Genomic DNA, 12,636 nt, shown 5'->3' on the forward strand with positions numbered 1-12,636 from the left:
AAGCATATCTGCTTCGAGATAAAAAAGAAGGATCAGTGAGGCGTATGGTAGTCGATAAGGTGATAAATAATAATATTGTGTCAGCTTTTGATGAGACAGGTACGGAAGTGGTTCTGATGGGACGCGGGATCGGCTTTGGAACAAAGCCGGGGAAGCCGATCGTTCCGGAAAAGATCGAGAAGACGTTCCGGATCAAAAGCCAGAGCGTTGCAGAGCAGTTGAAAGAACTTCTGGCAAATATGCCTCTTGAACATGCGGCGATCTCGAATGACATTATCGCTTATGCGAAAGAACAGTTGAAACTCCGTCTGAACCAGAGCATTTATGTGACGCTGACGGATCATATCAATTTCGCGATCGAGCGGATCGGTCAGGGGATCAAACCGGAGAACGCGCTGCTCTGGGAGATCAAGCAGTTCTATCCGCAGGAGTTCCGTCTGGGACAGTATGCGGTGGAATTGATCAAAGAGCGGCTTGGGATGGATATGCCGGAAGACGAAGCCGGGTTTATCGCCCTGCATTTTGTCAATGCGGAATATGGGACGGATATCCGCGACGCACTGAATTTTCCGAATCTGATGAAAGAGATTCTGGAGATCGCACAGGAATCGCTTCAGATCGAACTTGATGAGAGCACGCTTCATTATGAGCGCTTTGTCACACATGTGAAATTTTTACTGCAGCGGATCTACCGGAGAGAACTTCTGACCAATGAGGAGAAAGAACTGGTGGAGATGATGCAGAAGAAATATCCGAGGGAATATGCCTGCAGCCGCCGGATCGCGGACTATATCGAGCAGGCGACGGAATGTAAGCTGTCCGGAGAAGAAGTGATGTATCTTGCGATCCATATCCGGAGAGTGACGATGGCGGAAGACGCCACGGAATAACACATCAAAAGATCAATGAAAAGCAAACATAAAGGAGGAAATAAACGAGATGTTTGGATTTTTGAAGAAGAAAAAAGTTCCGCAGACATTTGTGCTCGGAGCAATGGCAAAAGGAAAGGCGGTTCCGCTGTCCGAGGTCAACGATCCGACATTCAGTGAGGGAATGCTCGGAGAGGGCGTCGCAGTCATCCCGGAAGAGGGAAAATTCTATGCGCCGTGCGATGGTGAGATCGGAATGGTATTTGATACGCTCCATGCAGTGAGCCTGACCTCCGATTTCGGAGCAGAAGTTCTGATCCATGTCGGACTGGACACTGTGAAGATGAACGGAGACGGATTTACCGGTCATGTTCAGGCAGGGGACAAAGTGAAAAAAGGCGATCTGCTTCTGGAAGTAGATCTGGAGAAAGTAAAGGCGGCAGGGTATGATACGATCACCCCGATGCTGATCTGCAATACAGACGAGTATGAGAGCGTGAAGGGATTGTCCGGAAAAGATGTGGTTCCGGGAGACGACATCCTTGCGATCATGCCGAAAGAGTAAAAACAGACAAAAGAGCGAAGCTCAAAAGAAATCATGTATTTTAACCGACAGTGCGTCGGATAAAATAAACAAAGGGATTAAAGAAACAAGTAATGAGAGGTTTTGAGAAGGAGGTACTTTTCATGAAATTCTTACAGAAATTAGGAAAAGCCCTGATGCTGCCGGTAGCGGTTCTTCCGATCTGCGGTATTTTGATGGGTGTAGGTTACTTGCTTTGTCCGGAAACCATGCAGGGCGGAGATATCAATGGAATCGTTCCGGTATTAGGACTGTTTCTTGTAAAAGCAGGCGGGGCGCTGATCGACAACATGGCGATCCTGTTCGCGATCGGTATCGGTGTCGGCATGGCTGATGACAACGACGGTACAGCAGGACTTGCAGCATTGGCTTCCTGGCTGATGATCACAACACTTCTCTCCACAGGAGTTGCATCGATCCTCAGACCTGGTATTGTAGACAACCCGAATATGACACTGGCGTTCGATAAGATCCAGAACCCGTTCATCGGTATCATTGCAGGTATCATCGGTGCTACATGCTACAATAAATTCAAAAGCACGAAACTTCCGGACTGGCTGTCTTTCTTCAGCGGAAAACGCTGCGTAGCAATCGTAGCTGGAGTTGTTTCCATCATTGTTTCCGCAATTCTGCTGTTTGTATGGCCGCTGGTATTCGGCGCACTGATCGCAGTAGGTGAAGCAATCGTGAGCCTGAAAGCAGTTGGTGTAGGTATCTATGCATTCCTGAACCGTCTGTTGATCCCGACAGGTCTGCACCACGCATTGAACAACGTATTCTGGTTCGATACGATCGGTCTTGGAGATCTGACACACTTCTGGGCAGGCGAGACATCCGCAGATGTAACATGGAGCCTTGGTATGTACATGTCCGGATTCTTCCCATGTATGATGTTCGGTATTCCGGGCGCAGCATTGGCAATGATCCATACAGCAAAAGACAACAAGAAAAAAGTAGCGATCGGTCTCGTTGCTTCCGCAGCAGTCAGCGCATTTGTCTGCGGTGTTACTGAGCCGTTCGAGTTCGCATTCATGTTCCTTGCACCGGTACTGTATGTGATCTACGCTTTGTTATATGGTATCTTCGCATTTATTACGGTATCTCTTGGATTCCGTGCCGGATTCTCATTCTCGGCAGGTGCAACAGACCTTCTGTTCTCCGCGTCACTTCCGGCAGCTGCTAAGACATGGCTGATCGTTCCGCTTGGTATCGCAGCATTTATCGTATTCTATGTGGTATTCCGTTTCGCGATCGTGAAATTCGATCTGAAGACACCGGGTAGAGAAGACGATGACGAAGATGAAACAAAAGTACAGCTTGCAAACGACGATTTCACAACCGTAGCACAGATCATCCTTGAGGGTGTCGGCGGAAAAGAAAACGTTGCATCGATCGACAACTGTATTACAAGACTTCGTCTGGAGATCAAAGATTACACAGCAGTTGATGAGAAGAAGATCAAATCTGCCGGAGTTGCAGGCGTGATCAGACCTGGAAAGAATTCCGTACAGGTTATCATCGGAACAAAAGTTCAGTTTGTTGCCGATGAATTCAAGAAACTGTGTAAATAATCTGAGAAGACATATTTGAAAGAGAACATTAATCCCTTTTGGAAAAGACCGCGTGAAAGCGGTCTTTTTGCATAACACAGGAGGTAAAAGAATATGGAGTATGTATTGGAAGCATGCGTGGACAGTGTGGAATCGGCGATCGCGGCACAGCAGGGCGGCGCGAAACGTGTGGAATTATGCGGAAATCTGATCATAGGAGGGACGAGTCCCGGGAAAGCGTTGTTTCAGGCAGTCCGGAAATATACGGATCTGGAGATCCGGGTTTTGCTCCGACCGAGATTCGGTGATTTCTGCTATGACGAGTATGAATTTGAAATAATGAAAGAAGACGTGCAGATGTACCGGGAGCTGGGAGCGGACGGGATCGTCACCGGGATCCTTTTGCCGGACGGAAGACTGGACAGCGTGAGAATGGGAGAACTGATCCGTGAAGCGGGGAATGCGGATGTGGCGCTGCATCGTGCTTTTGATGTGTGCAGCGATCCGTATGAAACGTTGGAGGGTGCGGTCGATCTCGGAATCAGAACGATCCTGACAAGCGGACAGAAAAATTCTGCGTGGGAAGGTCGGGAACTTCTGCGTGAGCTGGTGAGACGAAGCGACGGACGGATCGAGATCCTGGTCGGAGCGGGCGTTTCGCCGGAAACGATCGAAAAGCTGGTTCCGTTTACAGGGGCGCAGGCTTATCATATGTCCGGAAAAGTCACGCTGGAAAGCAGGATGCAGTTCCGGCGCGACGGTGTGAGCATGGGATTTCCGGGATTCAGCGAATATGAGATCTGGCAGACGGATGCGGATAATATCCGCAGAGCGGTGGACGTACTGGAGCAATTTTAGGAAAGGGACATTCCGGTGCAGCATAGGTCTGTTGTTTTTTTGGAGATAACAGTATTGTTATATTATTAACAATAAAAAGTGCCTGAATAAAAATGTGAGAAAATTAACAAAAAATACTTTTCTTTTCTGATTTCAAGGAGTATAATACAAATATAAATAAAAACGGAATGATTTCAAAGCAGGAGGCGTACACTATGAAACTGGAAAAGAAAAAACTGATCGTAAAACGGGAGTACAAAGAAGTTTATAAGTGCGAGGACGGAATCGTTAAGATTTTTGAAAAAGATCATCCAAAGGCAGATGTGTTTAACGAGGCGCTCAATACGGCGAGAGTCGAGGCGACGGGGCTTGACATCCCATGTGTGAAAGAAGTGAGTCAGGTGGACGGAAAATGGGCGATCCTGATCGAATATAAAGAGGGTACGACGCTTGAAGAGATGATGGAAGCTGATCCGGGAAATCTGGAGAAATATATGGAAGATTTTGTGGATCTGCAGTTGGAGATGCACAGCAAAAAAGCGGCAAGGCTGAACAAGCTGAAAGATAAATTGTCCGCACAGATCAACGGACTGAAAGAGTTGGATGCGACGACGCGGTATGAACTTCTGACCCGTCTGGAAAGCATGCCGAAGCATGACAAAGTATGCCACGGTGATTTTAATCCGAGCAATGTGATCTATGGAAAGAACGGTAAGATGACGATCGTGGACTGGGCACATGCGACACAGGGAAACGCGAGCGCGGATGCGGCGATGACGTATCTTTTGTTCGCATTGAAAGATCAGGAGAAAGCGGATCTCTATATGAAGTTATTCTGTAAGAAGAGCGACACCGCGAGACAGTATGTTCAGCAGTGGCTCCCGATCGTAGCGGCGGCGGAACTTTCCAAGAACAATGAACTGGAAAAAGAATTCCTTATGCGTTGGATCGATGTGATCGATTATCAGTAAAAGGAGTTTCCGGCAGAGAAGATTATTGCGAGCCGCCCCCTCGGAAGATCATTCTGAGAGGACGGCTTCCATATCTTCAGGGAGCGGGGCGGTGAATTCCATCTGCTCTCCGGTGATCGGATGGGGGAAGCAGAGCCGGTGAGAATGCAGCGCCTGACGGCGGATATGTTCCATGTCCGGGTTGTAGAGATAATCTCCGATCAGTGGGTAGCCGAGATATTTCATATGAATGCGGATCTGATGGGTACGACCGGTCTCCAGATGCAGGGAGACGAGGCTGTGCCCGTTTTTTTCTTCCAGCACGCGGTAATGTGTCACTGCCCGTTCACCATGTTCAAAATCAACGACACGCTCGATCACGGAGCCGGGTTTACGCGAGAGCGGCGCGCAGATCGTCCCGGCAGACGGAGTAACGCTTCCGCGGGAGATGGCGAGGTATTCGCGCGTGATCTCATGGCGGCACGCAAGGGAGGACAGGATGTTGGAACTGACCATATGCTTGGCGATGACGGTCAGTCCGGAAGTATCCCGGTCCAAACGGTTCGTGCAGCGGAAAATAAACGGCTTTCCCTGTTCCTGATAGTACCAGGCAAGCGCATTGGCGAGAGAATAGTGATAGTTGTTCATGGACGGATGGATCGGCATCCCGGCAGGTTTGTTGACAACGAGAATATCTTCGTCTTCATAGACGATAGTAAGAGGCAACTTGGTGGGCGGGATCTTTTCGGAAGACTCCGTTTCCTGAATATGGACTTTTAACAAATCTCCTGCCGACAGTGTCTGGGTCAGATAATACCAGACGCCGTTTACGAGAATACTCTCGGGCATCTTTTTCAGTTCCACAAGATTTTGCCGGGAATATCCGCGGCGGCGAAGATATTGCTCGATGCGGAGTCCGGCGTCCTGTTCGGTAATGTGGTAAGTAATGATACGGTCCATGAAGTTCTCCTTCTTGTTTTCGTGTCTGCATTCGGGATGTTTCTTTCCGGTTATCTTTCAGATCATTTCATTTAATATAGAAGAAAAGCATCGCCAGGAAAACCTGTACGATGCTTTTGGGAATTAATAAACGGAGACGGAGGGATTCGAACCCTCGTACCGGCTTAAAACCGGTAAACTGATTTCGAGTCAGCCCCGTTACGGCCACTTCGGTACGTCTCCATATATGCTGTACCTGTCTGTATCCGAACAGAAAACAGGTGATGGATAAAGCAGAGCCGGTGTATACCGACTCTGCACACCAATCCTTATGATAGCGTAAAAGAAATATAAAATCAAGAGATTTTAAATATTTTCTTTGTTATTTTCTTTGTTTTCAGAAGACTTTTCGGAAGATTTACGTTCAGAAGCTTCCGATTTTGTGGCTTCCGACTTTATGGTTTCTGATTTTGTGGCTTCTGACTTTACAACTTCTGATCTGGAAGATTCAGATCTTCGGTGGGAAAGCTCCGGATGTCCGTCGCTTCTTCCTGTTTCGTCTTCCTCATCGATCAAATGTTCCGGCATGAAGAGGTGAACCAGTTCCACACGGTTCTTGTCTAATTTCTCGACAACCAGACGGATGCCGCTTTCTGTCGTGAATTCATCGCCGACTTCCGGAAGACGATCCAGATGTTCGATCAGGAAACCGCCGAGGGAGTCGAAATCCTCGGATTCCAGCATTGCTTTCGGATGCTCGTCCAATTCCAGACGGTCATTTAAGTCATCCAGACTGATCGAACCTTCGACCACATATTCGCGGTTATTGACCTGTGTGACAAATTCTTCTTCGTTCTCATCGTATTCGTCATGGATCTCTCCGACGATCTCCTCAAGAATATCTTCCAGAGTGATGATCCCGGCAGTCTCGCCGTATTCATCCAATACGATCGCGATATTTAAGGAAGCGTCTTTCATCTCGACGAGAAGCTCGGAGATGTTCTTATATTCATAAGTAAAATAAGCCTCACGCAAAATATCCCGTACCTGGAAATGTTCTCTGTTTTCAAACAAAAGAAGATCTTTCATATTGATCGTTCCGATCACGTTATCGGTCGTATCTTCATAGATCGGAAGTCTTGTAAACTTATATTCTTTAAAAATATCAATGAGTTCGGCGTAGCTGCTGTTGACGTCTGCAAAAATGACGTGGACCCGGGGAACCATAACGTCTTTGGCTCGCGCATCTCCAAGATCGAACACATTGTAGATCATCTCTTTTTCTTCAGACTCGATTACCCCATCTTCGTGGCTGACATCCACAATGGTGCGGAGTTCATCTTCTGTCATGGTGTTGTTCTTCGCTTTCGGATCGACACGGAATAAACGCAGGATTCCGTTACAGATCAGATTGATGATGAAAATGAACGGCGTCATAATAGTCATAAATATTTTGATGATCGGAATATATGCAAGTGCCAGATTCTGAGCTTTGATCGTCGCAAGGTTCTTCGGTGTGATCTCTCCGAAAACGAGGATCGCAACCGTCATAAAGGCGGTCATAATACTGACCATATATCCGCCGAAATTGTAAGCGATCGTTGTGGCGAGCGCTGTGGCACAGATATTCACGATGTTGTTTCCGATCAAAATGGCGCTCAGCATCTTGCCTGTGTGCTTCTCCGTAATCTCAAGTACGGCTGCGGCACGTTTGTTGCCGTCGTCGGCAAGGGCACGCATCTTGATCTTGCTGACAGTAGTCAGCGAAGTCTCCGCGGATGAAAAAAATCCGGATAATAATAGTAATAATATAAGTACGATAATTTGTATGGCGTCACTCGAATCCAATGATCTGATCACTCCTTTGATATCATAAAATTTACTTCTGTTTTCATTAGCGTGTACGCTGATTGAGGATAACGCTGAAAATTACCGAAATTACGCGGTTTGAGGCGTGTTTCCCCTTGTACATCGACGCTACGAGTACACGAAAATAATATACATCATTTAAACGGAATTTGCAAGTTCTTCGCGCTTTTACTGGCAATTAGGGAAAAAGTATTGTATCATGTGAAATAGAAATCATACTATCCGAGAACTACCCGTATATCCTCCCGCGGTCAATGATGACAAAAGCCGGGGACAGGATGAAATCATGATGAAGCTAAGAGACAGAAATAGAAGTGAAATGGAGAAAAAATATGAGTTTATATGATGAATTGTGTCAATGTCTGGATCAGTCCAATGTCTCAAAAGACGAGCCGATGAGCCGGCATACGACATTTCGTGTCGGCGGACCGGCTGATTTTTTTGTGACGCCGACGGAGGAAGAGGAAGTCAGAGCGGTTGTGAATCTGCTTAAAAAGGAGAACGTTCCATATTATGTGATCGGAAACGGAAGCAATCTGCTCGTCGGGGACGGCGGCTACCGGGGCGTGGTCATCCAGATCTGTAAGAATATGAACAAGATCCGCGTGGAAGGCGATATGGTGTATGCGCAGGCAGGCGCATTGCTTTCCAAAACTGCGGCGCAGGCGCTGGAACATGCACAGACCGGCATGGAATTTGCATCCGGCATTCCGGGAACACTCGGCGGTGCGGTGATGATGAATGCCGGAGCTTACGGCGGAGAAATGAAACATATTTTGTACAACGCACTTGCATTGACAAAAGACGGCGAATTTCGGGTTGTCCCGGCAGACCGGATGGAACTGGGATACCGGAGCAGCGTTTTTGCCAAAAACGGAGACATTGTGCTGAGCGCACAGCTGAAACTTCAGCCGGGAGATCCGGAAAAAATCCGTGCATATATGGAGGAATTGAAAGAAAAGCGTGTGACAAAACAACCGTTGGAATATCCGAGTGCGGGAAGTACGTTCAAACGTCCCGAGGGATATTTTGCGGGAAAACTGATCGAGGATACGGGACTGCGTGGATTCCGTGTCGGAGGCGCACAGGTTTCGGAGAAACACTGTGGATTTGTGATCAACCGGGAGAATGCGACGGCGGCGGACATCGTTTCATTGATGGAGCAGGTGGCGGACCGTGTGGAAGCGAAGTTCGGCGTACGGCTGGAACCGGAAGTAAGACGGATCGGGGAGTTTTAAGAGATTTAAGTTAGGGGACGTACAGATGAGATTTGTAATTGTGACGGGAATGTCGGGCGCGGGGAAATCAACGGCATTGAAAATGTTAGAAGATATGGGATATTTTTGTGTGGATAATCTGCCCATCGCGCTTGTGACGAAATTTGGAGAAATGCTGACAACGCCGGATTCGGAACTGAACAGAGTGGCGCTCGGGATCGACGTCCGAAGCGGAGAAGCGTTGGACGGACTGGAACAGCATTTGAAAGAACTGGACGAAAAGGGCATTTCTTATGAGATTTTGTTTTTGGATGCGAAATCGGATGTGCTTGTCAAACGATATAAGGAAACACGCAGGCAGCATCCGCTCGGCGGAATCGGACATGTGGATGTGGGGATCGCGAAAGAGCGCGAGAAGATTTCGTTCTTAAAACTGCGGGCGACTTATATACTGGATACAAGTAAGATGCTGACACGGGAATTGAAAGCGGAATTGGAAAAGATCTTCGTGGAGGGAAAAGATTTTAAAAATCTGTATGTGACGGTGATGTCGTTCGGGTTCAAATACGGAATCCCGCAGGATGCGGATATTGTACTGGACGTCCGGTTTCTTCCGAATCCTTATTATATAGAAGATTTAAAAGAAAAAACGGGAAACGATCCGGAAGTGCAGGATTATGTGATGAACAACGAGCGAGCCGAATTGTTTGTGAAAAAACTGGAAGATCTGGTGCAGTTTTTGCTTCCGAATTACATTTGGGAGGGGAAGAACCAGCTTGTGATCGCGATCGGATGTACAGGAGGAAAACATCGTTCGGTGACGCTTGCGAACAGGCTTTACGAATTTGTGAGCGGGAATGAGCATTATGGCGCGCGGATCGAGCATCGTGATATTGAAAAGGATGCGGTCGTAAAGGCGAAATAAGCCGGGAAGAGGGAAAATAGCAGATGTCATTTTCGGGAAAAGTAAAAGAAGAACTTTCGAGACAGTGGAGCAGTGCAAGGCATTGTCAGATCGCGGAATTGGCGGCAATGCTCAGCGTTTGCGGATCGATCGTGATCGACAGCAGGAATCGATACGGGATAAAAATCCATACAGAAAATATCGCTGTTGCAAGAAAGGTCTTTACATTGATCAAAAAAACATTTAATATAGAATCTGATATCTCGGTCAGGAGAAATATTTTGCGGCAGAGCGTCTCTTATTCCATCATTGTGAAACAGCATCAGGACGCCCTGCGTATTCTTCAGGCAACGAAGCTAACAGAGGAGTATCAGAACGGATTTGAGGAGATCCATATCGTGAATCCGATCGTGGTACAGCAGCCGTGCTGCAGAAGAGCATTTATTCGCGGCGCATTTCTGGCGGCTGGCTCGATGAGTGATCCGGAGAAATCGTATCACTTTGAGATCGTCTGCGCGGCAGAAGCGATGGCTGAACAGGTGAAAGAGCTGCTCTGCAGTTTTGAGACGGACGCAAAGATCGTCCAGAGAAAAAAGGTCTACGTTGTCTATGTAAAAGAGGGATCTCAGATCGTTGATATTTTGAATATCATGGAAGCGCATGTATCTTTGATGGAACTGGAAAATGTACGGATCTTAAAGGAGATGCGAAATACCGTGAACCGCAAGGTGAATTGTGAGACTGCCAATATCAATAAAACGGTCTCTGCTGCGGTGAAGCAGGTGGAGGATATAACGTATCTGCGTGATACGATCGGGTTTGAGAAGTTGTCCGAGGGATTGGAAGAGATTGCACTTGCCCGTCTTTCACATCCCGAGGCGTCACTAAAAGAACTGGGCGAGCTTTTATCGCCTCCGGTGGGCAAATCGGGGGTGAATCACAGACTCAGGAAATTGAGTGAGTTGGCAGAAAAGGTAAGGCAAGAACAAGGAGGGTTATTATGATTAAGACACCGGTTGTTGTAAGACATGAGAATGGTCTGGATGGAAGACCGATCGCTTTGTTGGTACAGGAGGCAAGCCAGTACGCAAGCAGGATTTATATTCAGATGGGCGATAAGCAGATCAATGCAAAGAGCATTATGGGAATGATGAGTCTGAACTTAAGCGAGGGCGAGAAAGTAACGGTTCTCACCGAGGGAGAAGATGAAGAGATGGCAGCAGAAGGGATCAAGACTTTTTTTGCAAATGTAAAAGCTTGATGAGCGATTGTTGATCAGATAGAGGAATCAGGTTTGAAAGAGGGTGTACGGAAGAAGTACAGCCTCTTTTATAAATGAAAGAGACCGTCCGTCTGTATCCGGAAAATCACATTTTTCCGGAGGAAGAGATCATTGCAGACGAATGAGAAAATAGCAAGACGGGAAAACAGCAGGATATGAGACATTAAGGAGCTGGAAAAATGGAGAATGTGATAGAGAAATACACGGATAAGGATCAGAACAGACGAAAAAAAATGTTGTTTATTTATAATCCGAATGCAGGAACGGGAGTGCTGAAGCCGAACCTGTCGGATATTCTGGACATTTTTGTGAAAGGCGGGTATGAAGTGACCGTTTATCCGACGCAGAAATATCATGATGCGCTGGCGAAAACGATCGCGTATACCGAACCGTACGACCTGGTTGCATGCAGCGGAGGCGACGGTACGCTGGATGAGGTCGTAACGGGGATGTGCCGCCGAAAAGAAATGGTTCCGATCGGTTATATACCGGCGGGGACGACCAATGATTTTGCAAGCAGCCTGCATATTTCAAAAGATATGCTGGAAGCGGCGGATACGGTTGTGAACGGAGTACCGTTTTCGTGTGATGTCGGAGTGTTCAACGATGACTTTTTCGTATATATTGCGGCTTTTGGACTGTTCACCGATGTGTCTTATGAGACAAAGCAGAGTATGAAAAATGTGCTCGGTCATCTGGCATATGTGCTGGAGGGGGCGAAGCGTATTTTTAACGTTCCGTCTTATCATATCCGTGTGGAACATGACGGAGAAGTGCTGGAAGAGGATTTCATGTTCGGTATGGTGACAAATTCCCGTTCAGTTGGCGGATTCAGAGGGATCATTGGACGTGATGTTATTTTTGATGACGGAGTGTTTGAAGTGACATTGATCAAGACACCGCGGAATCCGATCGAATTGAATGAGATCGTCGCGGCGCTTGTGATCCGGCAGATCGATTCAAAGCATATGTATTCGTTCAAGAGCAGTTGTGTGAAATTTACTTCGTTTGAGGAGATTCCGTGGACACTGGACGGAGAGTTCGGTGGTGAGCATGACGAGGTTCTTGTCCAAAATAAAAAGCAGGGACTGCAGATCATGATCAAAGAAAGTACAAAACAGCATTTTGAGGAGAAGAAAGAAGCACTTCAAAGTGCGATGGAGGAATTGAGCGCGGAAGAGGTAGTGATGGTCGTGACAGAAGAAACAGAGACAGAAAATACCTGGGATCAGGAATAAAGAAAAATAAACGGAAATAGTAATAGGGCTGATGTTTCATTTGATATTTGAAACACCAGCCCTAAAATTATGGGAATCAGTCTGTCGGCAGAAAATAAAAAACCCGTAACTTAGAAGTTACGAGTTTTGAAAATGACTCCAAGGGGAATCGAACCCCTGATTCCAGCGTGAGAGGCTAGCGTCTTAACCGCTTGACCATGGAGCCATATGATGTTGTGTGAGGTATTTCTCCCACAAGCAAGGATTAATATACCATAGATATGAGGAGAATGCAAGTGGAAAATGAAAAAAAGTGAAAAAAGTTGGTGGAAGAAGAAAAGAAGTGAATTGTAAAAGTAAATTCCATCCCTCACATATAAGCCATGGAATTTATTAATTCTCAAAATAAGTATGGCATT

Annotated in this window: 12 protein-coding genes and 2 tRNA genes; 10 read left to right on the forward strand and 4 right to left on the reverse strand. The window is 46.9% G+C overall.

The features are described 5' to 3' along the window. Positions 1 to 44 precede the first annotated feature (44 nt). From licT to I2H87_RS12010, 5 genes are all read left to right on the forward strand, one after another. Positions 45 to 890, forward strand: coding sequence for a BglG family transcription antiterminator LicT (gene licT / locus I2H87_RS11990; protein WP_009266896.1), 846 nt, complete (start codon positions 45 to 47; stop codon positions 888 to 890). Between the two features lie 49 nt (positions 891 to 939). Then, entirely contained in the window at positions 940 to 1,434 is a 495-nt protein-coding gene (locus tag I2H87_RS11995) for a PTS sugar transporter subunit IIA (protein WP_009266895.1), read from the forward strand. Between the two features lie 122 nt (positions 1,435 to 1,556). Continuing rightward, positions 1,557 to 3,023: an N-acetylglucosamine-specific PTS transporter subunit IIBC gene (gene nagE / locus I2H87_RS12000; RefSeq protein WP_054705350.1), complete on the forward strand. Its 1,467-nt coding sequence runs from the start codon at positions 1,557 to 1,559 to the stop codon at positions 3,021 to 3,023. A gap of 93 nt (positions 3,024 to 3,116) precedes the next feature. Beyond that, positions 3,117 to 3,860, forward strand: a complete 744-nt coding sequence (locus I2H87_RS12005; RefSeq protein ID WP_054705728.1) for a copper homeostasis protein CutC — start codon at positions 3,117 to 3,119, stop codon at positions 3,858 to 3,860. A gap of 194 nt (positions 3,861 to 4,054) precedes the next feature. Next, on the forward strand, positions 4,055 to 4,810 hold the full coding sequence (locus I2H87_RS12010) for an aminoglycoside phosphotransferase family protein (RefSeq protein ID WP_195610105.1): 756 nt from the start codon (positions 4,055 to 4,057) through the stop codon (positions 4,808 to 4,810). 48 nt (positions 4,811 to 4,858) lie between these two features. On the opposite strand, the gene I2H87_RS12015 is transcribed toward I2H87_RS12010, so the two are convergent. The 3 genes from I2H87_RS12015 to I2H87_RS12025 all read right to left on the reverse strand — a co-directional run bounded on the left by I2H87_RS12015 (position 4,859) and on the right by I2H87_RS12025 (position 7,576). After that, a complete protein-coding gene (locus tag I2H87_RS12015) occupies positions 4,859 to 5,749 on the reverse strand; it encodes an RluA family pseudouridine synthase (RefSeq protein ID WP_009266891.1) in 891 nt (296 codons plus the stop codon). Between the two features lie 131 nt (positions 5,750 to 5,880). Beyond that, a tRNA-Ser gene (locus I2H87_RS12020) sits at positions 5,881 to 5,971 on the reverse strand. Positions 5,972 to 6,094: 123 nt separating this feature from the next. Next, positions 6,095 to 7,576, reverse strand: a complete 1,482-nt coding sequence (locus I2H87_RS12025; protein WP_009266890.1) for an HlyC/CorC family transporter — start codon at positions 7,574 to 7,576, stop codon at positions 6,095 to 6,097. A gap of 353 nt (positions 7,577 to 7,929) precedes the next feature. Between I2H87_RS12025 and murB the strand changes: the two genes are divergently transcribed. The 5 genes from murB to I2H87_RS12050 all read left to right on the forward strand — a co-directional run bounded on the left by murB (position 7,930) and on the right by I2H87_RS12050 (position 12,238). After that, entirely contained in the window at positions 7,930 to 8,835 is a 906-nt protein-coding gene (gene murB / locus I2H87_RS12030; RefSeq protein WP_195610106.1) for a UDP-N-acetylmuramate dehydrogenase, read from the forward strand. 25 nt (positions 8,836 to 8,860) lie between these two features. Continuing rightward, the gene (rapZ, locus tag I2H87_RS12035) at positions 8,861 to 9,739 is read left to right on the forward strand and encodes an RNase adapter RapZ (protein WP_009266888.1); all 879 of its coding nucleotides are present in this window, start codon (positions 8,861 to 8,863) and stop codon (positions 9,737 to 9,739) included. Between the two features lie 23 nt (positions 9,740 to 9,762). Beyond that, complete coding sequence (gene whiA / locus I2H87_RS12040; protein ID WP_009266887.1) at positions 9,763 to 10,722, forward strand: DNA-binding protein WhiA; 960 nt, start codon at positions 9,763 to 9,765, stop codon at positions 10,720 to 10,722. Beyond that, a complete protein-coding gene (locus I2H87_RS12045) occupies positions 10,719 to 10,979 on the forward strand; it encodes an HPr family phosphocarrier protein (RefSeq protein WP_009266886.1) in 261 nt (86 codons plus the stop codon). Before whiA ends, I2H87_RS12045 begins: the two co-directional genes overlap by 4 nt. A 200-nt stretch (positions 10,980 to 11,179) precedes the next feature. Beyond that, complete coding sequence (locus I2H87_RS12050) at positions 11,180 to 12,238, forward strand: diacylglycerol/lipid kinase family protein (protein WP_022151836.1); 1,059 nt, start codon at positions 11,180 to 11,182, stop codon at positions 12,236 to 12,238. A gap of 133 nt (positions 12,239 to 12,371) precedes the next feature. Here the strand turns inward: I2H87_RS12050 and I2H87_RS12055 are convergent. Continuing rightward, positions 12,372 to 12,443 (reverse strand) — tRNA-Glu (locus I2H87_RS12055). Positions 12,444 to 12,636: the final 193 nt, after the last annotated feature.

It is taken from the genome of Mediterraneibacter glycyrrhizinilyticus, from assembly GCF_015560805.1.
In the GTDB taxonomy this organism is placed as follows: domain Bacteria; phylum Bacillota; class Clostridia; order Lachnospirales; family Lachnospiraceae; genus Schaedlerella; species Schaedlerella glycyrrhizinilytica_A.